Annotated in this window: 34 protein-coding genes; 8 read left to right on the forward strand and 26 right to left on the reverse strand. The window is 41.3% G+C overall.

What is annotated here, in order from left to right; translation table 11 throughout:
- Positions 1 to 135 precede the first annotated feature (135 nt).
- Positions 136 to 321 carry a DUF6440 family protein gene (locus ENLAB_RS07215; protein WP_103301192.1) on the forward strand — a complete coding sequence of 62 codons (186 nt, stop codon included), beginning with the start codon at positions 136 to 138 and terminating at the stop codon, positions 319 to 321.
- Between the two features lie 61 nt (positions 322 to 382).
- Here the strand turns inward: ENLAB_RS07215 and ENLAB_RS07220 are convergent, their stop codons facing one another.
- From ENLAB_RS07220 to ENLAB_RS07275, 12 genes are all read right to left on the reverse strand, one after another.
- Positions 383 to 685, reverse strand: coding sequence for a MazG-like family protein (locus ENLAB_RS07220; protein ID WP_144772084.1), 303 nt, complete (start codon positions 683 to 685; stop codon positions 383 to 385).
- A gap of 89 nt (positions 686 to 774) precedes the next feature.
- Positions 775 to 963: a hypothetical protein gene (locus tag ENLAB_RS07225; RefSeq protein ID WP_439711693.1), complete on the reverse strand. Its 189-nt coding sequence runs from the start codon at positions 961 to 963 to the stop codon at positions 775 to 777.
- A 10-nt stretch (positions 964 to 973) separates the two neighbouring features.
- Positions 974 to 1,972: a tyrosine-type recombinase/integrase gene (locus ENLAB_RS07230; RefSeq protein WP_244353268.1), complete on the reverse strand. Its 999-nt coding sequence runs from the start codon at positions 1,970 to 1,972 to the stop codon at positions 974 to 976.
- Positions 1,969 to 2,112 carry a hypothetical protein gene (locus ENLAB_RS07235; RefSeq protein WP_244353269.1) on the reverse strand — a complete coding sequence of 48 codons (144 nt, stop codon included), beginning with the start codon at positions 2,110 to 2,112 and terminating at the stop codon, positions 1,969 to 1,971. The genes ENLAB_RS07230 and ENLAB_RS07235 overlap by 4 nt, the downstream gene beginning before the upstream one ends.
- Positions 2,113 to 2,121: 9 nt before the next feature.
- Complete coding sequence (locus ENLAB_RS07240; RefSeq protein ID WP_167827182.1) at positions 2,122 to 2,292, reverse strand: hypothetical protein; 171 nt, start codon at positions 2,290 to 2,292, stop codon at positions 2,122 to 2,124.
- 42 nt (positions 2,293 to 2,334) lie between these two features.
- A complete protein-coding gene (locus ENLAB_RS07245; protein WP_244353270.1) occupies positions 2,335 to 2,640 on the reverse strand; it encodes a hypothetical protein in 306 nt (101 codons plus the stop codon).
- Complete coding sequence (locus ENLAB_RS07250; protein ID WP_244353271.1) at positions 2,641 to 3,510, reverse strand: helix-turn-helix domain-containing protein; 870 nt, start codon at positions 3,508 to 3,510, stop codon at positions 2,641 to 2,643.
- Between the two features lies 1 nt (position 3,511).
- Positions 3,512 to 4,225, reverse strand: coding sequence for a putative HNHc nuclease (locus tag ENLAB_RS07255; protein ID WP_244353279.1), 714 nt, complete (start codon positions 4,223 to 4,225; stop codon positions 3,512 to 3,514).
- On the reverse strand, positions 4,225 to 5,139 hold the full coding sequence (locus tag ENLAB_RS07260) for a DUF1351 domain-containing protein (protein ID WP_244353281.1): 915 nt from the start codon (positions 5,137 to 5,139) through the stop codon (positions 4,225 to 4,227). The genes ENLAB_RS07255 and ENLAB_RS07260 overlap by 1 nt, the downstream gene beginning before the upstream one ends.
- A complete protein-coding gene (locus tag ENLAB_RS07265) occupies positions 5,132 to 5,896 on the reverse strand; it encodes a Sak single strand annealing protein (RefSeq protein WP_244353282.1) in 765 nt (254 codons plus the stop codon). Before ENLAB_RS07265 ends, ENLAB_RS07260 begins: the two co-directional genes overlap by 8 nt.
- On the reverse strand, positions 5,893 to 6,081 hold the full coding sequence (locus ENLAB_RS07270) for a hypothetical protein (RefSeq protein WP_244353283.1): 189 nt from the start codon (positions 6,079 to 6,081) through the stop codon (positions 5,893 to 5,895). The genes ENLAB_RS07265 and ENLAB_RS07270 overlap by 4 nt, the downstream gene beginning before the upstream one ends.
- Before the next feature lie 162 nt (positions 6,082 to 6,243).
- The gene (locus ENLAB_RS07275) at positions 6,244 to 6,432 is read right to left on the reverse strand and encodes a hypothetical protein (protein WP_142425404.1); all 189 of its coding nucleotides are present in this window, start codon (positions 6,430 to 6,432) and stop codon (positions 6,244 to 6,246) included.
- Between the two features lie 155 nt (positions 6,433 to 6,587).
- Here ENLAB_RS07275 and ENLAB_RS07280 point away from each other — a divergent pair, with 155 nt between their 5' ends.
- Entirely contained in the window at positions 6,588 to 7,286 is a 699-nt protein-coding gene (locus tag ENLAB_RS07280; RefSeq protein ID WP_244353284.1) for a hypothetical protein, read from the forward strand.
- Positions 7,287 to 7,329: 43 nt separating this feature from the next.
- Here the strand turns inward: ENLAB_RS07280 and ENLAB_RS07285 are convergent, their stop codons facing one another.
- Positions 7,330 to 8,073, reverse strand: coding sequence for a phage antirepressor KilAC domain-containing protein (locus tag ENLAB_RS07285; RefSeq protein WP_244353285.1), 744 nt, complete (start codon positions 8,071 to 8,073; stop codon positions 7,330 to 7,332).
- Between the two features lie 77 nt (positions 8,074 to 8,150).
- Between ENLAB_RS07285 and ENLAB_RS07290 the strand changes: the two genes are divergently transcribed.
- Positions 8,151 to 8,960 (forward strand): hypothetical protein, encoded by an 810-nt coding sequence (locus ENLAB_RS07290; protein WP_244353286.1) that lies wholly within the window; start codon positions 8,151 to 8,153, stop codon positions 8,958 to 8,960.
- Between the two features lie 21 nt (positions 8,961 to 8,981).
- On the opposite strand, the gene ENLAB_RS07295 is transcribed toward ENLAB_RS07290, so the two are convergent.
- From ENLAB_RS07295 to ENLAB_RS07300, 3 genes are all read right to left on the reverse strand, one after another.
- Positions 8,982 to 9,203 carry a hypothetical protein gene (locus ENLAB_RS07295; RefSeq protein ID WP_244353287.1) on the reverse strand — a complete coding sequence of 74 codons (222 nt, stop codon included), beginning with the start codon at positions 9,201 to 9,203 and terminating at the stop codon, positions 8,982 to 8,984.
- 157 nt (positions 9,204 to 9,360) lie between these two features.
- On the reverse strand, positions 9,361 to 9,495 hold the full coding sequence (locus tag ENLAB_RS16875) for a hypothetical protein (protein WP_276526166.1): 135 nt from the start codon (positions 9,493 to 9,495) through the stop codon (positions 9,361 to 9,363).
- Between the two features lie 14 nt (positions 9,496 to 9,509).
- A complete protein-coding gene (locus ENLAB_RS07300) occupies positions 9,510 to 9,740 on the reverse strand; it encodes a helix-turn-helix transcriptional regulator (protein ID WP_074934662.1) in 231 nt (76 codons plus the stop codon).
- A gap of 171 nt (positions 9,741 to 9,911) precedes the next feature.
- Between ENLAB_RS07300 and ENLAB_RS07305 the strand changes: the two genes are divergently transcribed.
- Complete coding sequence (locus ENLAB_RS07305; RefSeq protein WP_074934661.1) at positions 9,912 to 10,544, forward strand: LexA family protein; 633 nt, start codon at positions 9,912 to 9,914, stop codon at positions 10,542 to 10,544.
- Positions 10,545 to 10,655: 111 nt separating this feature from the next.
- On the forward strand, positions 10,656 to 12,095 hold the full coding sequence (locus ENLAB_RS07310) for a recombinase family protein (RefSeq protein WP_244353289.1): 1,440 nt from the start codon (positions 10,656 to 10,658) through the stop codon (positions 12,093 to 12,095).
- Between the two features lie 90 nt (positions 12,096 to 12,185).
- On the opposite strand, the gene comGB is transcribed toward ENLAB_RS07310, so the two are convergent.
- From comGB to ENLAB_RS07345, 7 genes are all read right to left on the reverse strand, one after another.
- Entirely contained in the window at positions 12,186 to 13,214 is a 1,029-nt protein-coding gene (comGB, locus tag ENLAB_RS07315; RefSeq protein ID WP_244353290.1) for a competence type IV pilus assembly protein ComGB, read from the reverse strand.
- Entirely contained in the window at positions 13,168 to 14,130 is a 963-nt protein-coding gene (gene comGA, locus ENLAB_RS07320) for a competence type IV pilus ATPase ComGA (protein ID WP_244353291.1), read from the reverse strand. Before comGA ends, comGB begins: the two co-directional genes overlap by 47 nt.
- Positions 14,131 to 14,217: 87 nt before the next feature.
- The gene (gene trmB / locus ENLAB_RS07325) at positions 14,218 to 14,874 is read right to left on the reverse strand and encodes a tRNA (guanosine(46)-N7)-methyltransferase TrmB (RefSeq protein WP_244353292.1); all 657 of its coding nucleotides are present in this window, start codon (positions 14,872 to 14,874) and stop codon (positions 14,218 to 14,220) included.
- Between the two features lie 57 nt (positions 14,875 to 14,931).
- Complete coding sequence (locus ENLAB_RS07330; RefSeq protein WP_077452353.1) at positions 14,932 to 15,711, reverse strand: phosphotransferase family protein; 780 nt, start codon at positions 15,709 to 15,711, stop codon at positions 14,932 to 14,934.
- A 104-nt stretch (positions 15,712 to 15,815) separates the two neighbouring features.
- Positions 15,816 to 17,027, reverse strand: coding sequence for an ABC transporter permease (locus ENLAB_RS07335; RefSeq protein WP_140966129.1), 1,212 nt, complete (start codon positions 17,025 to 17,027; stop codon positions 15,816 to 15,818).
- A complete protein-coding gene (locus ENLAB_RS07340) occupies positions 17,024 to 17,758 on the reverse strand; it encodes an ABC transporter ATP-binding protein (protein WP_077452355.1) in 735 nt (244 codons plus the stop codon). The genes ENLAB_RS07335 and ENLAB_RS07340 overlap by 4 nt, the downstream gene beginning before the upstream one ends.
- An 84-nt stretch (positions 17,759 to 17,842) precedes the next feature.
- Positions 17,843 to 18,322, reverse strand: coding sequence for a hypothetical protein (locus ENLAB_RS07345; protein WP_244353294.1), 480 nt, complete (start codon positions 18,320 to 18,322; stop codon positions 17,843 to 17,845).
- 212 nt (positions 18,323 to 18,534) lie between these two features.
- On the opposite strand from ENLAB_RS07345, the gene ENLAB_RS07350 reads away from it, so the two are divergent.
- The 3 genes from ENLAB_RS07350 (at position 18,535) to ENLAB_RS07360 (ending at position 20,477) form a co-directional block, all read left to right on the forward strand.
- Positions 18,535 to 18,960, forward strand: a complete 426-nt coding sequence (locus tag ENLAB_RS07350) for an HIT family protein (RefSeq protein WP_005227719.1) — start codon at positions 18,535 to 18,537, stop codon at positions 18,958 to 18,960.
- Complete coding sequence (locus tag ENLAB_RS07355) at positions 18,961 to 19,335, forward strand: YtxH domain-containing protein (RefSeq protein ID WP_077452358.1); 375 nt, start codon at positions 18,961 to 18,963, stop codon at positions 19,333 to 19,335.
- 116 nt (positions 19,336 to 19,451) lie between these two features.
- The gene (locus ENLAB_RS07360; RefSeq protein ID WP_244353296.1) at positions 19,452 to 20,477 is read left to right on the forward strand and encodes a peptidylprolyl isomerase; all 1,026 of its coding nucleotides are present in this window, start codon (positions 19,452 to 19,454) and stop codon (positions 20,475 to 20,477) included.
- Positions 20,478 to 20,644: 167 nt separating this feature from the next.
- On the opposite strand, the gene ENLAB_RS07365 is transcribed toward ENLAB_RS07360, so the two are convergent.
- From ENLAB_RS07365 to ENLAB_RS07375, 3 genes are read right to left on the reverse strand one after another with little or no spacing between them, the layout of a single operon-like run.
- Positions 20,645 to 21,589 carry a 3'-5' exoribonuclease YhaM family protein gene (locus ENLAB_RS07365; protein ID WP_081117852.1) on the reverse strand — a complete coding sequence of 315 codons (945 nt, stop codon included), beginning with the start codon at positions 21,587 to 21,589 and terminating at the stop codon, positions 20,645 to 20,647.
- Positions 21,590 to 21,605: 16 nt separating this feature from the next.
- On the reverse strand, positions 21,606 to 24,281 hold the full coding sequence (locus tag ENLAB_RS07370; protein ID WP_244353298.1) for an AAA family ATPase: 2,676 nt from the start codon (positions 24,279 to 24,281) through the stop codon (positions 21,606 to 21,608).
- Positions 24,278 to 25,468: a metallophosphoesterase family protein gene (locus ENLAB_RS07375; RefSeq protein ID WP_244353299.1), complete on the reverse strand. Its 1,191-nt coding sequence runs from the start codon at positions 25,466 to 25,468 to the stop codon at positions 24,278 to 24,280. Before ENLAB_RS07375 ends, ENLAB_RS07370 begins: the two co-directional genes overlap by 4 nt.
- Between the last annotated feature and the right edge of the window lie 92 nt (positions 25,469 to 25,560).

The following is a 25,560-nucleotide window of genomic DNA, read 5'->3' on the forward strand; positions in this document are numbered from 1 at the left end:
TAAAACAGAAAAACTCCGTTTTTATCATAAATTTCATTATTTCTGTCGTTGCTAAATTTTCATATCTACAAACATTTATAGTATTTATTTATTTTGTTTGTTTATTATGGTATTTTATTTTAAAGGAGTGATTCTATGGCGAACAATATTGAATTTGAAGTTGAACAGGTTTATAAAGGCAGAACCAACGAAATCTTTGTTATTACTGATCCCGAGACACAGGTACAATATATTCAAACAATTGTTATCGGTTCAGACGGAAAAGGCGTCGCAATTACACCAAGACTAGAGCCAGATGGAAGTATTCATTATAAGGATTAATTAGATCAACTTTTGTTGGTCTTTTTTCTTTCCAAGTTGGTAATCTCTTCCGATTCTGGAATTATTTCAGGTCACTGGACTTAACGAAAACACCATTGACCATCTTTCCAGTCCGTCCTTTGATTTCGTCATAAGCGAAATTCAAGCACTCGTATAGATCCATGTCGTTTTGTAAAGCTAAAATAATTAAAGTCACAGCGACATCTCCGATGCCATCACGAAGTGCATCCTGATCATTTCTAGCTAATGCAGCCGCAACTTCACCAGTTTCTTCGACAACTTTCAGCATTTGTTTGCTAGGTTCTGCCTTATCAAGTCCCTTATTTTTTGCCCACTGTTCTACTGATTCAATTAATACATCCATGTTATTTCCTCCAAATTTAAGTTATGCACATATCCACAAAGTTATGCACAATATATTGTAGGAACGTACTTTCGCCCACTATATATTGATTACTTTGTTCTTTTATAGCCCAATTCAATCAAAAACTCTTCCCTTTGATTCAGAGCGTTACGATAAATCGCCTGTACACCAATTTGATCCGCATAGGCTATTCCTTCTTGACTAGTAATGAAACGATAGCTCCTTGCTGTTTCATCCACTAAAATCGCATGAAATTCGTTATAATAAATTCTTTTCAAAATATTCACCTCAACTTACAAACTTTTGATGGGAGATCTTCACTTCATCATCATTAATCATCGAATAAGCCATCGTAGTCTCAATATTTTCATGACCGAGGAACCTAGAAACGAGTTCTATAGGCATTCCGTGTCTTCTCGCAAGTGTTGCGGCTGTCCTTCTGAATCTGTGTGGGTGAACATTCAAAACACCTGCACGCTCCCCTAGACGCTTGACCAACTTTTGGATTCCGGCAGTAGTCATCTCTTTCCCTCTCGTCTGTCCATAAAATAATGGACCAGTGATGTGAGGCACCTCTTTTAAGTAATGATTCAATGCCAGCTTTGCCTTGGCATTAAAGTATAAAGTTCTTTGCTTGTTCCCTTTTCCAATCACTTCAATCGAATCATTTTCTTGGTCATAGTCACTAAAATTTAGAGAAACCAATTCTGAGACTCGACATCCAGTACTCAGTAGCAGTTCGATGATTAGCGTTTCTTTCGCATTAGATGCAGCACTTCGCAGCTTTTCAACTTCAAGCTCGCTGAATTCTTGTTTGCGCCTTTTGGGTACTTTTATCTTTTCCACCCTTGCGCCAGGATCTCGATCGATAAACTCTTCGATATAAAGCCAGTGAAAGAACCTAACGATGCAGCCACGTTCACGAGCAAGTGTACCTTTAGATATTCGATCATGGATTTCCCTGTTAGCAATAAACAATCGGATGTCATTTGTGGTGATATCCTTAAACGGCTTTCTAAGCTTGCTCATGAAGAAATTGATCGTCTGCATATAAAGTTTCAATGTTCCCTCTGAAAGCCCCTGAATCTTCTTTGACACCATAAATTGATGGTAAGCTGACGCATCTGACTTTTCGTCATAGATTACTATGTCTGTTGAAGACTTAACCAATTCAAATGGTTCGAGATACATCACCAGAAGCATGTTCACTTTTCGAAGCTGTTCTGAATTTAAATCAGCTTCTAATTCTCCGACAATTTTATTTACCAGAGATTCTTTAGCAGTCATCTCACTAGACTCCACATTAGTGCCAAGGCAACTAAAACAATGATTCCATGAACTGCTTTGTTTCGATTTTTTGTTTCTGCGGTGATGTTTTCCATACTCAACAAAACAATCACACCGAGAAAAATTAAGAATACTATCATCATTCACTCCTAACCGAAACTCTTTCGAATTTCATATTCGTGGTCGATCAACTCTTTCAATGTATCTTTGGGATATAATTTCTTGCCTGACCGCTTTTGATGCTGCACACACAACCACTGAAACTTTTCGATGGTTGCATCATCCATTGCGTATCTGGGTCTTTTTTTCTTCGTAGCCAATAGGTGGGACACCTCCTATGAAATGGTGGGACACCTTTGGGGTTACTCTTTCCAGCGGTATATTCGCCCTTGTTTATCAGGGTTCCCACTTTGGATTAAATTTTTAACAGTGACTTTGGACTTCTTGCATTTCTCACTAACGGTTTTCTTATTCCCTGTAAAAATGACATCCCCTTTATAGAGAACCTCAACTAAACGTTTTTCAGGATTTACACCTTCATAGAGATCCTCCCGAAGCTTTTCCCATTCCTTTTTGGCATCCGGGTCTTTTTCGAGATCGACTTTTTCTGCAAGGTACACCATCCGCTGCCGGCGAATCTTTTTTTCAAGACTTTTTTCTTTATCCATCTAACCGCCTCCCTTTTTGTTTAGATAAGCTTGGACCTTAGCATTTATTTCCGCTTGGCGTTCTGGGGCAATTTCAGGCTCCGGTTCAGGATTAACAAACCTTTCTGGCAATGGTTCTTCTCGAATAAAAGGTTTCTTCATTCGCTGTTGGTTACTTGATTCCTTTTTTATCTCAAACTTGAGACTGTCAAATTTTTCTCTCAGCTTTTTAGCGCTTCTGATATTGCCAAACCAAAACTCGCTTGTAGGAAGCCAATTGATCACATACTCAATTTGTTTGATAGTACGATCATCCTTTTCCTCCATAAGGCGGATAACATCTGCCCATTTTTCCAAGTTGGCTTTTTTCATTTCTTTAGGAAAATCATTAATCAAATTATTTTTAAGCTTCGAAGCAAGCGTGAAGTGTTCGGTAGAATACTTCACAGGAGAAGTTTCAACTTCTTCTTTATCTGTATTATTAAATGTATTATTAATAGATGTATTATTATCTTGATAGATTTCTTGGTGGGGGGTCACCAAATTTTCTTGGTCACCCTCATCAAGATTTTTTGATGACCCCACCAAATTTTCTTGGTGAGGGGTGTTGATTATACGTATTTTTCTGGCTTCAACTTCCTTAGTGTTTGGTCTGTATTTTACTTCTCTGTAAATATGACCATAGTCTTCCAAGGATTTAAGCCAATTTTGAATTGTTGGTTTGCTAACTCCGTATAATTGGGCGAAATAATCATTACTTGCCCAGCAATAGCCTCTTTCATTAGATAAAGCGGTTATCTCACCATACAGAAGTTTCGCACTTGGTATCAATCTGTTATCATACCTAACACTTGCCGGTATGATTGCAAAGTAACTTCTGTGAATTACCACGTTATACCTCCTTTGTGGCTTTCTTAAACAAATCTTCTGTCTCATATTCTTCATCAAATCGCATGATTTGGGCGTTATTCATAATTCCAATCTTAATCAATGCCTCTTGGTCTAAATAGACTGGTTTGATTTGATATTTTTGGATAAACTCTTCTTGACCCAAGTTGTGAGCGATATTATGGTACTTCCAACTCAAAGCAACAAACGGAAACTTTCGATGATCGACCTTGTTTCTGTGGCGATTCCCTACTGCCGTTACATGGTGGATCTGCGCGCCTGATTGACCAGTTACTGCGCATTTTCGGTATTTGCAGCAGAAGTAGAAGAAACTGTCATGTTCCAGAAGGTAGTTATAGCGTCTTGGTAACTGAACTCCTTCTGAAACAACGTATTCGATTAGAAAGTCAATCCATTGGTTCATCTCTGATTTTGTAGCTTCCGCATGACTGAATTCACAATCGTAGGTGTTTTGATAGATGTGCCGCATTTTCTCTTTTGCTTCATAGCGTGGAATGTTTTCACTCTCAGCAATATCTTTGATCAATGAATGAGACAACGCATTTTGCTTCGCACTCCTAGGGTCGTTATCTATAAATTGGATTTCTGCAAATCCCTCTTGTCCCCTGCGGATCGTTTCAAGGTGTTTAGGATTCACATCCTCGTCAACTTCCAGTAGAAATCTGTTCCCCTTTTGCTTTAGAATCTTTGCTAGCATCACTCGGTCACTTCAACAATTTCGATCCTTAATTGCACAATGCTTTTGTTTAGTAGTTTAAATTGTTCATCCGAGCCTTTGAGTTTCAGCGTGACTACTTTGCCGTTTGCTGATACTTCCTTTTCTTGAGCAGGCTCTTCTTGGATTTCGCCAGTTTCCGGATCAATCGGTACTGATGGAACTGGCTCTTTTTTCTCAACTTTTTCAATGATTGCTGCTGCTTTAGCAAGCTTTTCTTTTTGTTCAGCAACCACTTGATTGATCTGATCAAAGACTTCTTGCAATTCATGACCTTGATCAATCCAACGAACCCAAGAGAATGGATCCAAGCCAACGGCCTGCGCATAGCTTTCCACTGCTTGTTTATTCGCTGCTAATGTTTGTTTTTTAGACACGATGTCGTTGATGGTATCTGTGATTTCTTTACTGGTCGTTTTTGTTAATTCACCCTTTGCAGCAGTAAAGGCACCTTTATTTGTCCATCGATCAGGAATTTCGATTTCATTTGGATCGACACCTAATGCATTGCACAGGTCCTCTATTTTTTCTTTCACTTTTAGCGATCGTGAATCACGTTCTTTAGTTTCGAACTTTTCGAGGCTCCGAGAAATTCCTTCTTTGGCAGTTTCCATCTGATTAACAAATGTCTTGATCTTGGCTTCGAATGCTGTTAACGGCTCAGAATACCCTTTTTTTACTTCTTTTCGTTTTACTTCCAATAATTTGATAATTTTATTTAGAGAAGATTGAGCATCTTTCGCCCCCTGAATGTCTCCTTCACTGAAAGTCAAACTATTGTAGTGATTGACGGTATTTTCAACCAGCGCTTCTAGCTCTGCTTCATTTTTGATTTCAATGGTACTTGGTGTATAGTCAATCTGAATCATTGTGTCCGTTTTGATTAATTCATTCATCAGATATTTCCCCCCATGTAAATGATTTAGTTTCATTCTTTTTCGGCGCTGCTTGTTCAGGTGGTTTAGCCTTCTGAACTTTTTCCGCCTTAAGCTTCATCCGATTGGCATAATTCAAAATAGTGCCATATTCATTTTTATTTAATTGATCAAATGGTGTTTGTATTTTTGTGTTTTCTCGTATATTTGCAACAAGGATTTCAAAATCCGTGTCTGTCGCTTGAGCAACAACCTTGAGTATTTCGTCCAAATAGCCGACTTGTTCCTCGCTAATTAGTTCTGGTTTTGAAATATCTTCTGGCATATCTTCCCCTGCATAGAGATACAAGCCTAATCCATGTTTGGCCAACGCTTTAACAAAGCAACGTTTGTTACTAGTGTTAATTTGAAAACTATTAGGATTAGATACTGGATACTTGGCTTTTTCAACAATTGGCAGCCATTCGGTTTCTGCCTTACCTTGAAATGTCACAGTGTTTCTGACGAAAAATCCTTGTGGTGTTTTCAAATAAGGGACTGTCACCCCTTCAATCATTCGGAATTGATTATCAAACATTGGAAATTCGTGGACTTTTTCTGATGCCTCAGGATCAATACGTTTCATTTCACGCCATCCGTATGACCATGAAAGATATTCAAGAGAAAATTCTTGTGGATTTCCTTGTTTATCTGTGTATTTTTGGACATTCTTCTTAACTGCATTCGTCAGATCTCGGTTGTAAAGCTCCTCGAAAGAAACGATTTCTTTTATTGTCATAAGGGCACCGGCTTTCCTAGTTTTGATTTGCAGTACTCCAATAGGTCATCCTCATGGATGAATTGATCTTCAATGGAATAGACTAGGTCACCTTGATATAGGGGATTGCCACGCCAATCAAATGCTATAGGGTCATTTTCCTCTGGTGGCAATTGTCTTGCCCCTAGACTGTCAAATTGATCCATGATACACTCTCCTTGAATACATTTTGTTTGTGACTCGATGCTTGGCGGCTGAGTCACTTTTTTTGTTTCATTCGTTCGATATGTTGTTTAGCTAAAATAGATGGCTTTTCAATCTCACACATGCGATCAGCAATGACTTTACCGATGCGCAAAGCTTCTGCTCTAGTCATACCGTCTCACCTTCCTTTTGCTTTTATAATTAAGGAATACTCCATAGGGGCCAGTATCCGCACTTAGGAAAACCGGTCCTTTTTTTGCGGCAAGATTGATGTCCCCATCCACCGTTTCTAAATTGAGAAATACCGGTGTTTCAGTGATTCGTAAATACCAGATGCAAAATTTCTTAATCATAGTTTTTCCTCCTTGAAGTATCGATCGATCAAAGCGAGCGCTTCTTCTTTTGTTGATACGGTATGCTGCATTGTCGATCCGTTTGTTTCTATTGAGATAGTGATTTTCATGCTGTTCCTCCTTTGGTATAATTGTTAAAAACTGGTGGTGTTAATGTGGATGGATTTAATCTCGAAACATTTAATTCTTACTTAGAAGAACGAAAGAAAATTATTGAGCCTGCCTTAGAACAAATCCGACAATTTGAAGAAGTGATTGCTCCACATGTTAAGATAATGAATGCTGCTACTGAAAATGTGAAAGTAGCAACTGAACATTACGACAAGATTCGTTCTTTAATCCCAGATGTAAAGAAATTTTATAGCGGTATTACTACTCCCGATGAACTCAAAAATGATGGTCCGATCGAAACTCAACTTACTAGTTTAGACTCCAGATTAGTTGAGTTGAAAGAGAAACAAGATTTTACAAAAGAGGAAAAAGAAAGTTTGTTGTTAGCGTCGGAATTTATTGCCAATCAGAACATTCAAGAATCCAATGAGATTCGAAATTATCTTAATTCGATGTCCCCTACGTTGCTCAAGGACAATCAAGAAATAAGTGATAAAAGTGAGTTGGTATCTAATAAAACTCAAGATTCCGAACACGAAGAAAAAGTTATAAATCAAGATATCGACCCTTCTTTCTTAGATGTGCTTCTAAATAAACAGACATTTTATAATGAACTTTCTGGCTTTATTTACCAAACTATTTTTGCAATGGCTTCTGGTGTAATTAATGGTGTCACCTCACCCATAACTCTTATGCTAGTTGTTTCGATTCTTTGCAAAATACTTATCAAACCAAACAATTGAAATAGTAATAAGACTAAGCCCCTCCTTCCGTGTGGGGTTATTTTTAATCCAGTAGATCCATTTGAGGATAGTAACCCTCTGCAGTTAATAAGTTGTAAATGAAGACCCGACCTTTTTGCGTCCACTTTGTATTCATCACAACTTTTACGCCGCCATCAGCTTTTGGAATTTCGCTTGTGTGCGATTTTGTGTATCCTTGGTTCATGTGTTTGCGGTACAGTATCCATTGACCACTGACTTTATGCTGAACACCTAACTCATTAAGCAGTTTGTTAAGTGCGATTGCCGACATTCCATAATCAGCAGCGATTTGAGACGTTGCTGCTGTATCAGTCGATGACAGGATCATATCTAGGTAACTGATTTTCGGTTCATATTCAGCGATTTGCTGTTCGAGCAGTTGGTTCTTTTCTTCTAGGTCAGCTGCTAGTCGCAATGCCTGAGCGAAACTTTGAGGAACGTTTGTGTAGCTACCTGTTTTTCTGATTGTTGGAAGGACTTCACTCGTTACCCAACGTTTGAACTTTCTTGCATTTGGTAGCTTGGATTTAAGTATCATGCTGTACAACCCCGATTCGTTGATGATCGTCATCTCTCTTGATTGACCTGAGGTCGTGATTCGCGACCCCGTCTTATCTTCCGAATCCACGTGTCGTGACAAGGCGTCTTTAGTGTTCGAATATCCTAAAACTCCTGCTACATCTTTACCTACAAAATATGGCTCGTCATTTACTAAGATTGTCCGAACTTCGTTTTGTTCGAAATTGAAAATTTGTGGTGTGTTCATTTTTTTATTCCTTTCTTTGGTATAATTTCCTTATCAGTCAGTGGTCGGCTGAAATAATTGATAAGGTGGTGGAAACTGTGAATATGAATGAATACTTAAAAATGTTAAAAAGAATGGATAGTATAGCTAATACTCCTAACTTTAAAAAAGCTTTAGAAACAAGAAAGAAAATCGAGCAAATCATAAATCCTGAATGGATAAAAAGAACCGAACGTATTCAAAATGAATTTTCAAGAACAGACCTAATATCGTATGTGCAGCAAATCAGTCAACTGCAAACAGCTATCAAACCAATTGAATTTGTAGATATAAATCAAAATTTTTACAATCAAATTCAATCTATTCAGAATAAATTAAGTGATTCGATGCCTGATTTAACTAAATATTATTCAGATACTGAAGAAGTCGATGATGAAGTTGTTGAAACTCTTCAAAGTGACTACTCTATTTTAGTGAATGAACTCGAAACATTTCCCAAACAAAGATTAACTGAAGAACAAAGAATCGAAATGATTCAAAAATTAGAAACCTTTCTTGATGATATCCAAGCACCTTCTGATATAGCCTCTACTGAACTGAATGATGTAGTAGAGGAAAACAATCGGGAGCATGAACACGACGTGTACAATCAAGACGATAGGGAAAATCAACAAAGCGAAACCGGCCGAACAAACGATGGCAACCCATTGTATATTTTTATTCAAAGTACACTCTCCTCTCTAAAAGACCCAAAATGGCATGGTGAAAAAGTTGCTGAATCTTTAGTAAGTAATGGTTATATCTTACTTGCCGATTTGATTTTCAATGCCCAATCCGGTCAGATAAATATTTTTGCATTGGTTGCAACAATTAAACTTTTAACTTTCTTTTTCCAAAAGAAAAAATAATAAAGTGATCATCCATCAGAACTAATTTGATTCTTCTTGAGAAGTACCATGAATATGTGGATACAACTCGTCCAATGAAGGAAAGCGACTAGGTTTATTACTTGGATCATGAATAATTTTTACCAACTGTTGCTCTAGGTTGCTTCCGACAGCTTGGAGCAATTTTGTTATTTCTTCTGGTTTTGCTTCGATTGTGATTTTCATTCTTCTCACCTCACTTCTATTTGCCGATTCAATCGGCATTGATAAAGTAACTCCTGATATCTTTTGAGATCTCTAACTAGCAAATCTCGTTGAGAGTCGCTCAGTAAGCTTTTGCGATCGTTTAGCTGCTCATGTAGGCTATGCACTTTCTCTTTAGCTAGGGTGTCGATCTGCAGCTCTTGTTGTAGTGTGTAGGTCATGCTGTCACACCCCTATTGTTGTTACTTCTTATAATCAATTGGTAAAGCAACAAGCTCTTTTCTTGGGACAATACGATTTTTGACAAATCTTTTATCTTATTTCCATTACTATCCAAATTAATAATTTCCATAGGAGAACCTCCCATCATTTCAAACTATCGCTAAAAGCGATACTATCGCCAAAAAAAATTCCATTAAGCGGATATTTGTAAAGATCAGCAAAAACAAACATATATTTTGCCGGCATATCTGACGAATCTTTCTCCCACCTCATGATTGTTTCTCTTGTAACCCCAATCCTTTGCGCTACCTCTGACTGCGTTAATTGCATTCTTTTACGCAACGCAGCCAATGTCATCATCTGCTCTTTCGGCATTTCAACGCCTCCTTTCTATGCCCTTATACTATATCGCTAAAAGCGATACGTCAAGCAAAAAAGTGATAAAGAACACTCTCTAAGTTAGAAAAATATCGCTTTATGCTATACAAAAATCGCTTTAAGTGATATACTCTTTTCGAGCACATATTATAGAAGGAGAAATTAATAATGACAGAAGATCTGAAGGTTGTTTTCGGGAAAAATTTGGAGAAATTTAGGCAATTAAAAAACGTCAGTATGGTTGAGCTTGCGGAAAGAATTGGTGTATCTCAATCAACGGTTTCAGATTGGGAGAATGGTAAAAAAATGCCACGTTCAGGCTCTATTCAAAAGTTAGCTGACTTTTTTGGTGTCCAAAAGACTGATTTGTTAACAGAGAACGATGAATTAGCATCAAATTTGATGAGAGTCACTGAGTTTATTGATATTCCTATATTAGGAACTATTACATGTGGTGAGCCTATCCTTGCGATTGAAAACTTTGATGGTTATAGAAGAATGCCAAAAGATAATCTACCTAAAGGGGATTTATTCTTTCTAAGAACTAAAGGGGATTCGATGTCTCCAACTATTCGTGAAAATAGTTATGTGCTTATTAAGAAACAACCAGAAGTCGAAGATGGCGAGATTGCAGCAGTAATTGTTAATGGTGATGATGAAATGACTTTGAAACGTGTCAAACGTCAAAATGGTTTAATAATGCTTATGGCGGACAATCCTACTTTTGCTCCGATGATTATTACACCTGACACACCTGCTAGAATAATAGGAAAAGCAGTACAAGTAAGTTTTGATCTATAAAACAAGCACATTCCCGGTCGCCAAACTAGAAAATGTGCTTAGAAATTTTGAAACCTAGGGTATAGGTCTCTTTCTTGTACCCTATTTTAACAAAAATATGGGGGTTTTACTATGAAATTTGCTATTTATGTTCGTGTATCTACACTTGAACAAGCTGAGGAAGGATACTCAATTGAAGAACAGATTGATAAATTAAGTAAATATTGTGAGGTAAAAAATTGGGGTATTTTTAAGATTTATAAGGATGGCGGATTTAGCGGATCTACAACTGACAGACCCGGGCTATCTAGTTTGATAACAGATTCTAAAAGGAAAAAGTTTCAGGGTGTGCTTGTTTATAAACTAGATAGATTGTCCAGAAGTCAAAAAGACACGCTGTATCTAATCGAAGATGTCTTCACCGCGAATGATATTTCTTTTGTATCGTTAAATGAAAATTTTGATACAAGTTCCGCTTTCGGTAAAGCTATGATAGGTATTCTTGCTGTCTTTGCTCAACTCGAGCGAGAACAAATAAAAGAACGAATGGTGATGGGAAAAGTAGGACGTGCAAAATCTGGCAAGGCGATGAGTTGGTCAAAAGTACCGTTTGGATATATTTATAAAAATGATACATACGTTGCCCATCCTATTCAAGCGCCAATTGTAAAGCAAATTTTTGACGATTACATGAGCGGAATATCCATTACCAAACTAAAAGACAAGTTAAACGACGAAGGACATATTGGGAAAGAAATAAATTGGTCATATAGAACAATCAGACAGACATTAGCAAATCCAATCTATGCTGGTATTAATCGTTACAACGGCGAATTATTTGAAGGTAACCACGAAGGTATAATCACTAAAGCTTTTTTTGAAAAAGTACAAAACGAACTGAAAGTACGGCAAGTAGCAGCTTATGAGAAAAACAATAATCCTAGGCCTTTTCAATCAAAATATATGCTTTCTGGAATAATACGTTGCGGACTTTGCGGTGCTTCTCTCAGTGTAGGAATGCGAGCAAAGAGAAAAGACGGTTCTAGACATCGCTATTACAGATGCTATTCTAAATCTAAGAAGAAAAATTTAACGATGACCAAAGATCCAAACGGCTGCACTTCCCCCAATTATAGTATGGATGAATTAGAAAAACACATACTTTCGCAAATAGAACAGATCAGACTAAATACAGAACTTATAAATTCTTTATCAGCAAATGATTCTGTCGTTGACTTTTCGTCCTATAACAAAAGAATAGACGAACTAGATTTATCTCTCGAAAAAATTGTTAATCTATTTATAGATGATGCTATCCCAAAAGACATATTAGAAGCAAGGATGGAAAAAATAAAACAAGAAAAAGATTCACTAGAAAAGAAAATAGATTCTCTGAAAATAAAAAGACCAATTCTTGAACCTATGGATGCAAAAGAGATACTGTCAAAGCTAACTGACAATATATGGAATCTTTCCTATATGGATCAAAAATCAATTGTCATGGAATTGATTAGTAAAATATTAGTTTATCCAGACAAGCTAGAAATTCACTGGAAGTTTGCGATTAATTAGTATATTTAATATATAGCATTTCAACCAATGTAAAGCCTTTTTTGACACGCCAAATCCCCTGCTTGCGAGGAGATGCTACTTTCTTTTCTATCATTCGATCACTCCTTGGATATTTCCATAGATTGGTAAAAACATAGCGGCATAGATCCCAACGATCATTAAAGCAACCAACAAAAAAATCAGAGGCTGAACCCAGTGAATAGTTTTTTCGATTCGTTGAAACAAGCGTTCCATCAATAATTGGCTGTATAGAAAAAGTTCTTCTCCTAACTTCCCCTGCACCTCTCCTTGAAAGACGATCAAAGAAAATTCTGGTGTGAGAAACGAAAAACGCCGAAGTTTTTCTGGGAGTTGTCCACCCAAAGTCAAGGTTACTCGCAGCTCCCGTGCTAATTCTTGGATCAAGGTAGCTTTATTGGTATGCTCCATACACTCAATAATTTGTTGGATATCTAACCCTTGCTGAAACAACTTGCCCCATTCCAATGCGAAAAAACTCGTGTGATAACTCGTGTACAATGCTCCGAACAATGGCAGGCGGCTGAAAAACACAGCTTTTTGCAAGGCAGTGCGGCGGGCAAACACCCAGCGACTGATCACAAAAAGCAGCCCACTGAACAACAAGAAGAGGATAAGTACTGCGGGTGCCCAAGTGATGGCGCGAATGCCCCAATGACCTTCGTCGATCATGCCAGAGGCTAACAATTGGGGCAATAAAAAGCGGTGCATCCCAAAAAGCGCAGCTAGTAAAAAGACCAGTAACAAAAGCGGATAGGCAGCTACTTTGTACAGCAGCTGTTTTTGCTTGTTGACCAATGTGTGGTAGTCGACCATCCGCCGCAAGGTCGCCGTGAGATCCCCATGCCTTTCTGCTAAATGAAGCTGACTTTTTTCAGTAGCTGATAACGACAACGGCGCTACCGCTGCTGCAAAGCTTTGCCCTTGGGCAAGATGGACAATCAGCTGTTCGATCACAGGTTCAGAAAACTGGCGGCTGCGCAGCAGCACTTGGAGGCTTTCTTGTAGGGAAAAGCCACTCTCCAATAACACCGTGAAGGTGACTAAGAGGGCTTCAGTTGCACGGCGTGGTAGCTGGGGCTTCTTTTTCATAAACTTCATCGCTGATCCACCCACTTTCTTTCACTCGGTTTAGTACGTGTTGCCACTGTTTTTCCACTTGTCCCTCATAAAAGTGATACGCCAGCAATCCATGAGGTTCATTCGCTTCATTTGGCAGCAATCGCTGATAAATGATCCCTTGCAGCGCATGTGCCAGACGATCGTCTGTCCCGAGCAATTCCAGCAGCCGCGTCTTGGTTTCTGCTACACCTCGGGCATGGATCGTGGCAAATACTCGGTGACCTGTCAGAGCGGCTCGAACAGCGGCTTGCGCCGTTTCTTTGTTACGGATCTCGCCGATCAAAAGCAGGTCCGGACGATGCCGCAAAGACAAGCGAATCAATTCATCATAATCTTGCCCGATCTTCAAATTAGTTTGTAGCTGCAAAAAGCGCGGCTCTTCGATCTCGACGGGATCTTCAATGGTAATGACTTGCCCCTTGGTTGCCCGTGCTAACTGATACATGAGGGTCGACTTTCCTGATCCAGTGGGGCCTGAAAACAAATACAGCCCTCTTTGTTTGGTCCCCTGCTGGATCTGCTGGACATCTTCTGCAAAGAAATAGCGCAGATGCTCCTGAGTCAAGGGATAAAGAAACCGCATCACGAGACTTTCACGCCCTTGGTAGTCACCGACTGTTGAGATGCGCAGCCGCTGCAGCTGATCGCCGAACGGATAACTGACTGCGCCTAACTGAGCTTTACGTCGCTCTCCCACCTCCATTCCTCCTAAAAATTTGAAGCGAGTGATCAGCTGCTGGGCTTCTTCGTTGGTCAGTACTTGATAGGTCTTTCTGAGATAGCTTTTACTGAAAGTCACCTCCATCTGTGAACCGCTAGGCAAAATGGCCAGATCCTGCATGCGTTCTTGTCTTCCATAAAGAATCAACTCGTCTGAGAATGCTTGAATATCCACGACTTATCCCTCCTAAAAAGAAATACGCAAACGCTTTGAGAATAGAAAAAAAGATGAAGCAAATTTGCTTCATCTTTCATCATTCGTTTATTTCTGTGGTTCTTTTGCCACAAATTGGGCTTCCACCCGATAGATTCGCTGACCGCGGCTGGAGAATTTTTCTTCATATTCCGTCATGATATTGTTCTCAAAGGTACTGTTATGCAGGTCCAACCAAACTTGTTTGATAATCATGCCATATTGAGAAAAGCTCGCTAAGGAATACTCAAACAATCCTTGGTTGTCCGTTTTGAAATGGATCTCGCCATTAGGTCGTAAAATTTGCTCGTCCACTGCTAAAAAGGCTTTAGAAGTCAAACGGCGCTTCTCATGCTTTTTCTTAGGCCAGGGATCAGAAAAATTCAAGTAGATCTGGTCTACTTCATTGTCTGCAAAATAGTTGGTCAATGCGGAACCATCCACATGCAGCAGTTGCAAGTTTGGGATCTCCTGCTCGATCATTTTATCCAATGCGATCGAAACGACACTGATCTGCATCTCTACCCCAATATAATTGATCTCGGGATGAGCTTTTGCCATTTCCGTAATAAATTGACCTTTGCCCATGCCGATTTCGATGTGTAGCGGATGATCATTGCCAAAGCGTTCATGCCAACGCCCTTTCCATCCGGTAGGCTCTGCAACGACGTATTGTGGATGAGCTTCAATCAGCTCTTTTGCACCTGCACGTTTTCTTACTCTCATGTTTCTTCCTTTCCGAAAAAACAAGATGGAACCAAATTGCCTCGCTCCATCTTCTCTTCATTCACTATAAATTCGTTTTAATTGTAAAATCTCTGCATTCATGGCTTTGTAATCGCCCCGCAGATAATATTTTTTGACCTCTTGCAGCATACTCAACAATGCATACCAATAAATCTTTTCGATCACTTCGCTGCTGCTATGGATACCATAGCGCACCAGCCAATGAGACCAGCTGGATAGCGGCACATAGTGACCTAAAATAGTCCCGATATCGATTGCTGGATCTGCAAACATCACGGAATCCCAATCGACTAAATATAAATAATTTTGACAAACTAGCCAATTTCGATAATTGACATCGCCATGGACGACCGCGGCTTTTTGCTCGTCAAAAGCTGGAATATTAGCTTTTAAATACTCGGTGACCAAATGAATAAAACCGTTTTGGGCGACCGCAGAAGGCAGCTGATCCTGATAATCCATCAGCATCTGTTCAGGCGATCTGACTTGTCCCCCTATTTTACTTAGCATCTGTGCCAGTGTTTTTGAATGATGCAAGTGATACAACACATCAATGACGTCATTTCTTTGGCCGATTTCATCGGGATCTAAGACCCGTCCATCCAGCCATTCTTGTGCGGAGAGCGTATCGCCATTTCCCGTCCGTTTCGTCCAGACGAGTTTGGGTGCAATGCCCTCTTTAGAGAGTGCCGCAAGCATCGGGGTCGTATTTCGTTTGATAAAGACTTTGTCGTTGTCCTTGAGCCCGATATAGGCTTTCCCGGTGTCGCCTTTGATCGGCCGCATACGCCAATCTTGATCCAAGCGAATATCCATCCTAGCTTCTCTCCTTATTTCGCAGTACCTCTTATTCTAGCTTCCCAAAGGGTCGCCGTCAAGCGCATATGCGTTCGCTTTTTGTAAGAGAAGCCACTTGTGGATCAAGCATGCATTTTCTTTAATCGCCCTGGTAAATAGATGCCTAAAAAGAGACCCGCAAACCCTAAGAAGCCAAGAAACGCGATACCGCCTTGCCAAACAAAAGGCAAGCGCAAGCAACAGATCACGCCGAAAAGAACTGCGGTCACCAGTAAGAGTGCCCCAAGAATTTTTTTGATCGCTGCGGCTTTTTGTTTTTCTGGCACGGGATACAGATGGGTCAAAACCATGTATTGAAATTCATTGATCAAGGGAATCAGTTGGAAACCGATCAGATAAAGAAACAAGCAGCCGATCAGCAGACTGATCCAAAGCTCATCGACAAAGAACAAGACGAACCCACCAATCAAGGATAAGCGGACATAAAGGCCGCCGTATTGCCCACCACGAATCACTCGGCGCAAGTAAAGATAGAGATACGTATTGCTGTGCACTGGCTTGATCTTTGCCAGCAACCAGTCGAGGTATTTGCGCCGTTTGGCTTCCGTCGTGATTTGGGGAACATCTGTAAATAAGTTGATAAACCGATAGATCCGCATTAAGCGCGACTGTTCGGCTTGGATCATATAGTCCCAATCTAAAAGCTGACGATTAGATTTCACGCCAAAGAGGAACCAGATTGCTTGGAGGATGCTGATCACCAACCCTAACCAAGGTACTACATAAATACTAGCAAGTGCAGCAACTAGCGCACTGACCATCCAGATGCCTCGCTGCTGTTTGACTTGCTGCTGGGTTTCTTGATACAAACGGATCCGTTGTAGTGAAAGATCCCCCAGTTTTAAGAGCCACATCATCCCTAAAAAGTATGGGAATGAGGCAAAGGTGCTGTTTGCTGTGACCACGACCAAAGGCATTGTTGCCCCTACGGTTAAAAATAAAACCCCAAAGGGCAGCCAGAGGGAATAACGTAACGCTTGGCTGAGGTAACTTGTCATTTGTCCTTCCTTGGCTAAAAGAAAAATCAAGTCTGCCGGTTTTGTCAATGTCGCTAAGCGTCCTAACGGTAAAACAAATAACCAAACAGCCACCACGATGACGCCGCCTAAGGGAAACGGCCGCGGCAATGTTTTTAATAACTCCGAATAGTAAAGACCGAGGCCTCCGACTAAAAAGGTGCTGATCAAAGCAAAATGATCATTGAAGACATAGCGCAAATAGCGTGTCATCTGTTTTTGATGCCGCTGTAAGCGTTGCGAGAAAAACTGCTTCATGCTTGACTCTCCTTTGTCAGTGCGAGGTACAGATCATCAAGGGAGGCTTCCGGTGCTTGAAATTGGCTTCTTAGTTGCGCCAAGGTCCCTTGTGCGCGGATCTCACCGTTATGCAGTAGAATGAATTTATCACAATACTTCTCTGCGGTTGCTAAAATGTGGGTGGACATCAAAATCGATGCTCCAGTTTGTTTCATCTCATTCATCAGTTCCAATAATGCATTGATCGCTAAAGGATCCAATCCTAAGAAGGGTTCGTCGATGATGTAAACGCTTGGTTCAATCAAAAAGGCACAGAGCACCATGACTTTTTGTTTCATTCCTTTTGAAAAATTTGCTGGGAACCAATCGAGTTTGTTTTCTAAACGAAACGTTTTTAACAAGCGTTCTGCTCGCTTCATGGCTTCTCCTTGCGGAAGATCGTAGGCCATCGCCGTCACTTCGATGTGCTCTCTTAAGGTCAATTCTTCATATAAAGAAGGGGTTTCAGGGATATACCCGATTTGTTTGCGGTATTGCTCTGGGTTTTCTTTCAGGGTCAGGCCATCGATCGTGATGGTGCCGCTGTGAGGTTGCAGTAACCCGATGATCTCTTTGATCGTCGTACTCTTTCCTGCCCCGTTCAAGCCGATCAAGCCGACGAGTTCCCCATCGCCGATCGTAAAATCAATATTTTTTAAGACTGGCAGTTGATTATAGCCGCCTGTCACGTTTGCTACTTGTAAAGTCATTTTCTTCCTCCGATTCACCTAATTACGACACTTTTTCAACATAGGCTCTTTTTGTTCAATTCAGTCAGCTGGCAAAACAGTTATTTATTTTTCTTTATTCGTAACTTGCAAGATAAATTCGTTTTCTCCCACTGTAATGGGTTCTTGCGGCAGTTCTTGGCTGCCAAAGCGCTCTTGCCACGTTTGTGCTTCGCTGGCTGGAAAGACGACCATTTGGATCGCACCAGCAGCAAGACGGGTGGTAAAGGCTTGGACAGCGGCTGGTTCAGCATAAGAAACCAGACTGATCCTCAGCTCTTCTTTTTGATACCCTTGGTCGATCGCCCATGCTTCAACGGTTTCTTCCAACTCACTTTGCACCGCAGGGTCCATTGCTGTTTCAGTGACAATGGCGGCATTGACTACTTCTTCTTGCGGACGTGTCAGAGAATAAGTGATTGAACCAGCAAACACCACAAACAGCGTGATCGCGATCAACCACTCTTTATAGGCATAGGCTAAGTAGCGAAGCTTCGCTGAAGTCGTTGTTTTTTTCTGTAAGGTTTCTCTAATGATCGGTTTCATAGGTTCCTTCTTTCCAAATGATTTCTGATATTAAGTCTAGGGTTGTTGGAATCTAAATGCAAGCGTTTCTCGCTCGCTTTTCGCATTTCTTTAAAAAAGCGCCTTTGTTGAAGGAACAGTTGCCTTGTTCCGACTTTTTCAAAGAGGAAATCAGACGAAAAAAAGCAAAATATGGTAAAGTAGAGGTACTAGATCAAGGAGGTTTTTTTACAATGGAAAATTGTATTTTTTGTAAAATCAACAATCGTGAGATTCCTAGCTACAAAGTCTACGAGGATGAGCAAGTCTATGCCTTTTTAGATATTTCCCAAGTCACCCCGGGTCATACATTGGTGATCCCCAAAACTCATGTGACGGATATTTTTGAGTACGATGAAACGTTGGCAGCAGCGGTTTTTGCCCGCATTCCTAAGATTGCTCGAGCGATCGAAAAAGCATTCCCTGAGATCGAAGGCTTAAATATCATCAACAACAATAAAGAATTGGCGTACCAATCGGTCTTTCATTCCCATGTCCATTTGATTCCTCGTTACAGCAAAGACGATGATTTCAAGATCCATTTTGGCAATCACGCAGACAACTACACGGGGGAAGAACTAGCGGCAATCGCCGAAAAAATTGGAAAGCAGGTGGATTAAATGATCGGCAATTTTCTTAAAGGACTATTATTCGGTTCCATCGCCGGCGGCTTAGGTGGTTTGCTTTTTGCACCGAAAAGCGGCAATGAAACTCGTGAAGAATTGATTCGCTATTTAGATGACACGACAGAAGCGACCTTAGAATTCAATGACAGCGTTAAACAGCTAAAGGATGCTGTGATGGTGACCCGCAAAACGATCGACGAAACCATCCCCGTTGTGACCGAATCTTTTACGAAAGATCTGGAAGCCTTCAAATTCCAAGCGCAACCGCGCCTTGCTCGGATCAAAACCCAAATGGAGCAGTTGAATCAGCACATCACGACGATTCAAGCCCAAAGCGCAGAGGATACCAAACAAATTGAAAATTTGTAGTTTTTATGAATTTTGTTTGAAACATCCACTGTTTTCTTCCCAACCATTTCTAGAAGTGGTATAGTAGGTGCAGTGATTATTATGAATCTTTTTTAGAATTAGGAGTGCTTAAACGAATGAAGAAAAAATTAATTTTAGTAGCAGTCAGTGCAATGAGTCTTTTTGCATTAGCGGCTTGTGGTAATTCAAGTGAGGAAATCGCAACAATGAAGGGCGGTAAAATCACTGTTCAAGATTTTTATGACCAAGCAAAAACAAGTTCAGAAAACCAAAATGCGTTGCGTCAAATGATCGTCTTAAAAGTCTTTACTGAAAAATATGGTGATGATGTTACCGAAGACATGATCGATGAGCAATTCAACAATATGGCTGAACAATACGGTGGGAATGATTCCTTTGAATCAACCTTGACTGCCTCTGGTTATACGGTGAAGTCTTACCGGGCAGAATTGAAGCAACAACTTGCTTTACGTGAAGGTTTAAAAGCCAACATGGATATTACTGACGAAGACATGAAAACAGCATGGGATTCTTTCCACCCAGAGGTAGAGGCACAAATCATCAAAGTAGCAAGTGAAGATGATGCCAAAGATGTCTTAGAAGAAGTGAAAAAAGATGATGCTGATTTTGGTGAAATTGCCAAAGAAAAATCAACCGATGCAGCCACAAAAGAAGATGGCGGAACGATCAAATTCGATTCTACTTCATCAGCTGTACCGAATGAAGTAAAAACAGCCGCTTTTGACTTAAAAGATGGTGAAATCTCTGAAGTGATCTCTGCCACCAACACATCAACTTACACGACAGAATACTACATCGTGAAAATGGTGAAAAACCAAGACAAAGGCAACGACATGGATAAATACAAAGATGATTTGACTGAGATCGCTCAAAACACCTTATTGAATGATCAAACATTCGTGGCAGCAACGATCGGTCAAGAATTGCAAGCAGCTAATGTGAAAATGAAAGACTCTGACTTAGCAGACTTGCTTTCTGATTACATCACAGCAGCCGAAACAGAAGATTCAACTGCTGACTCTTCTGCAACGGACAGCTCAGCGGCAGATTCTTCTGCTACTGATGCAACCGATGACTCTACTGCAACGAGTGAAAGTGCTACAGATTCTTCTGCTGAATAATAAAAAAAGAAGTGCCGTCATAGCGGCGCTTCTTTTTTTGTACCGATTAGATTTCTATCTACGATTCAAATTTTTCCAGCAGCTAACAAAAACCACGCTAAGCAAGCCTAGCGTGGTTTTTGTTCTTTCCGTCATTCACTTTGGTTGATCGTGCTGCAACGTCGCTGCTACACTTCTTTCGGTACATAAAAACTCCGATTGTCCATGCCAAAAATACGATCCGTGTATTGACCAGGTTCCGTTAAACGGATTGACGTCAGCATCATTTGCATGGAAGCATCCAAGTTATCGATCTGATGGAGGATTTCTGCTTCCATTATGCGGGGCCGAACAGGTGACCCATATTCTAGCAACCCATGATGAGCTAAGACCATATGCCGCAAAACAACGATATCTTCTTCTTTATCATCAAATTTCAAAGCAATACAGGCTTGTGTGATTTCTTCATCCACTAAGACGAGATGCCCTACTAGATTCCCTGCTAAGGTATACTCTGTCGTCATGGGACCTGTCAACTCGATTACTTTTCCTAAATCATGCAAAATAATGCCCGCATACAGCAGTGAAGCATTTAATTCAGGGTATTCTTTGACGATCGCTTTTCCTAAACGCAGCATAGTTGTCGTATGATACGCCAATCCACTGGCGAAGGCATGGTGATTGCGTTTCGCAGCTGGAAAGTCAAAGAATTCCTTTTTATACTTGTTCAACAAGAAACGGACGATGCGATTCCAATGAGGATTTGTGATCTCAAACAAGGTTTGACTGATTTCTTCTTCCATCTCTTCTTTTCGCAAGGGCGCTTTTTCCATATATTGGCTTGGTTCGTGGGGTTCTTCCGGCTTCGCTAAACGCAAATGCATGATTTTGACTTGCGGATTGCCTTGGTAGACTTCCCGTTTCCCATCTAGCAGTACTACTTTCCCGGGTTCAAAACGGGCGATTTCTTCATCTGATGCATCCCAGAACTTTCCGTCGATCGTGCCAGATGTATCTTGAAAGGTGAAGGCAATAAATTTTTTGCCGTTTTTCGCGATTCGTACATCGGCATTCTTAATCAGTAAGAAAAGTTGAAACGTTTCATCAACAGTTAATTCACGAATTTTTTTCATGGGCTTATTTGGCCGATCAGCCAAATCTTTCACTTCCTTTACTCAGATCCTGGATAGGCTGCTGGTACTTCTGATAATAGCTTACCATTTCTTGGTCAGAAGACAAACAAATTACTTGATAACTTTGACCAAACTCTTTTAATAGTGCTGCGAAGCGTTCCTTACGAACACTGTCATAATGCAACCAACCATCATCAATAATGATTGGACACAACGGATGATTTTTTTGCAGCGCTAGATAACCGAAACGTAACGCCATGATCAACTGATCCTTCGTGCCTGTGGACAAGTCGATGATCGAAAAGGTCTCGCTGGCATTTGCCGCTACTAACAGACCATTTTCCAGAAGAATCTTTTGATAACGTCCGTTTGAAAGCTGTTCAAAATAAGTCGAAGCGGCTGACAATAGCTGCGGCAATTGCTGTTCTGACAATTCGGTCGTGACATCCGTCAAAATTGAAGCCGCCAACTGACGACTGCCCCATGCCACAGCGAGTTCTTCAATGACCGCCTTCAGCTCACTTTCTTCTTGATAAAGCTGATTCAAGGTGCCGTTTTTTTGACTGGCTGCTGCTTCTAATTCCAAGCGCTGTTTTTGCTCCATCAACTGCTGTATTTGTGCTTGAAGTTGTGTTTGCTGCTGCTTGATCTGGTCTTTTTGCTGCAGCAATTCTGCTTGTGTCACTGGTTTGGGATAGATCGGTGTTAACATCTCCGCCAATTCTTCTGCTCGCTGCTGCGTGCGTTGCGCCGCTTCCCATTGCTTCAACCAGAGGCTGATTTCTGCAGGGTGATCTAAGCCTTGCTGCTGCAAGAGATCACTGGCCTGGGAAAGCAGCTGGTCGCGTTCATTGCGGGTGCGGTTCAATTGTTGAGCCAGCAGTGTGCTAGGTTGTTGCAGCCGTGAAAGCTTGATCGTTTGCATCTCTTCATGAAATTTCTGTAAGATCGCTGCTTTTTCTAACACTGTTTTGTTTTGCAGCGGCAGCCACTCCGCATACGGACGGTACTGCTCGTCAAAGGGGGCCAGTTCTTCTGCGACGGCTTGCCGTTCTTGATAGGCTTGTTTGCGTTGTTGCGAGTAGGCTTGATAGCTAGCAACATCTTCATCATAGGCCAATAGATACGCCTGCCAGCTTTCCACCGGCAAATCACCAAAAAAGGGTGTCAACGCTTGGTAGGCACGATCGATCTGCTGCTGCTTTTGCTGCTGTTCATTTTCCAGTTGTGCCAACTCTTCTCCCAGTAGATCCAGCTGCATGAGGATCGTCTGCCATTCTTGCTTGATGCCTTGCTGCTTGTTTGGCGCTGCTTTCATCAGCGGTAAAACACTGCCGATGATCGCTGCGATCCCCACACCTAATGCAAGCCAGCGCCACGGACTCGGCAAAAAGATACCGATCACTGCTAGCAGCCCACCGACGATCCCTAGCGGCCATAGTGGGCGAGAAACCGACTTGCGGCCAATCAATTGAGGATGCTGCTGTTCTAAGCGGGCCGCGGTGGCTTGCAAAGGCTGCGCTTTTTCTTCTAAACGCATCATGCGCTTTTCGAGCTCTTCTAACTGCACACGTTCTTGTAGTAAACGTGTGGTTTGTTCATGGATCGAAGCCGTTACTAGCGGCGGCGATTCTCTGCTCCATTGGCGCTTTTCGATCAAGCGATTCAGCTCCGTGATGGCGACGGCTTCTTGTTGATTGGCCGCTGATTCACGATCTGCCAAACGCGCCATCGTCACTTGCTGCTGCAGCAAGTGATGGATTTGGTGCTCATGATCAAGATAAAAGAAATACTTATCTGATTCTTTTCCTTGCTCCAACTGATCTAATTCAGCTTCTTTTTTGCGAATTTCTTCCGTCAGCTGCTGATACTGCTGATAAAACTGTTTGATGGCTTGGACTTGCTGAGGATCGGCTAACGTATCTGCTGGTGCCATTTGCTGCCACTCTTCATAAAGACCCCAATGACTCAGCTGCTGCTGATTTTCCTGATAGGCGTCATTCAATGCTTGATACTGGTGTCGCAAGTCTTGGATCTGTTCTTGCAGCTGGGAGATCTGCTGATACTGATGTTGGATGCGGCTTTCTTCGCTTTCTTTTTCCGCAATCGTTTTTTGCAGTTTTTCTAATTGTTTTAACGCCTGGTTCAAAGGCAGCTTTTGCCCCCGCGGCTTGTATTGCTGCTGATTGATGGTTTCATATTGCGCCACTTGCTGCAGCATTTTTTGACTGCCGCTGATCCCTAGAGAAATCAACGCTTGGTGCAGCTCATTTTCTTCTAGCTTATCGATCTGGGTCAATTGCTCTTGCTGAAAAGTAAAGACATCGAAGAACAACGCTCGATTGAGGGGCTGCAAGTGTTGTGCCAGCCATTGCTCATCAACCGTCTGACCAGCGACATGGACTTTGGCACGACCACGGTCCACTTGCCGATAGCGTTCGACGATCACTTCGCCGAAGGGTTCCAGCGCCAACCATAACTTGCCACCGTAAGCAGCACCGTTTTTGGGGGTATAGTCTTTTTTCTTGGCTGTCTTTTTCGGAAAGCCAAACAAGATGGCGGCAATAAATTGATACAACGTCGATTTTCCGATCTCATTGTGCCCAAAGAGCAGCTGATTTTGCGGATGAAAGGCAAAGCTTTGTTCATGGTATTTCCCAAAACCGGTAATCTCTGCTTTTAAAATTTTCATGACTGCTCCTCCCATTGAAAGTCGTCTTTCAACAATTGTTTAGCTTGCTGCAAGACTTCTTCTTGAAATGATTCATGGGTGATCCCTCGCTGGATCAGCGGATGCTGCAACAGGTCCGACAGTCGGTCCGCAAACATCTCTGGTGACTCATACATCGCTAAAAACTGCAGCATATAATCTTCTGATACCGCCAATGCGATCTTGTCTTCATTGGCTTGCTCGACTTCAAGGGCATAGATCACTTGCAGTGGCTCTGTTTGCGCCAACCGTTCATTGAGGTAGGTTAGCCATTCATTTTTTTCCGCAGCTGGAAACCAATCTGGCGGCAGCTGCTGCACATCGGTCAACACCAGATGCAGCAAGCGCGAACGAGGACTTTTTAAACGCTCGATGATCGCTGGCAATACGGCATTCGAGGCGGTCACATCCGCTAAGGAGACCACTTGCTTTTGCCAAGCGATCTCAGCGACCTCCAAGCGCTCGATTGTTGGTCCTTGCGGCGTTAAATCTGCCAAAATCACCCCAGTCGCCTGTTCTTTCTTGGTCTTTCCTTGAGGTGTACCGGGATAGAGGATCGGTGGCTGCTCTAAGAGTGTCTTAGGTACATGGATGTGCCCCAAGCCCCAATAATCATAGCCTTTTTTCTTCATTTCACTGATTGAAAAGGGGGCATACCGTTCACCGGCTTGATCCCCGTGGTAAAGCCCAATATGGTAATCCACCGCTGCTCTTGCGGGAAATTCTGTTACTTTATTTTCAGCGATCCAAGGATGTTGGTAGCTAAATCCACTGATTGCATAGGTTTCATCGTTTTTCGTTGTTCCTTGAACCGTTTGAACTTCTTCTGATGAAAAGAGAATGACATTTTCTGGAAAAGCAAACCAATACCGTTGCGGATCATAATAATCATGGTTGCCGAAAATCATATAGACTGGGATCTGTGCTTCCCCTAGTCGTTGCAGTTGGGCAAAAAAGTCATGCTGCACTTTTAGACTCGGCCGTGCTTGATGGAATGTATCCCCAGCCAGCAAAACAAAATCGACCGCTTTTTCTAAGGCAACATCCACCAAATTACGGATGATTTTTTGATTGATGGCAGGGAGTTGGGTCTTCACTTTTTCAGATAACAAATGAACCCCTTCAAATGACCGGTCGATATGCAGGTCTGCACTATGTAAAAATCGCATTTCTTTCTCCCTCCTTAATGCTTCTATCATAACATTTATCAGGCATTTCGTCAGCAAAATACGAAAATTTGTTCGCCTTTTTCATAAAAAAA

This window comes from Enterococcus innesii (assembly GCF_022846515.1).
GTDB classification, from domain to species: Bacteria; Bacillota; Bacilli; order Lactobacillales; family Enterococcaceae; genus Enterococcus_D; species Enterococcus_D innesii.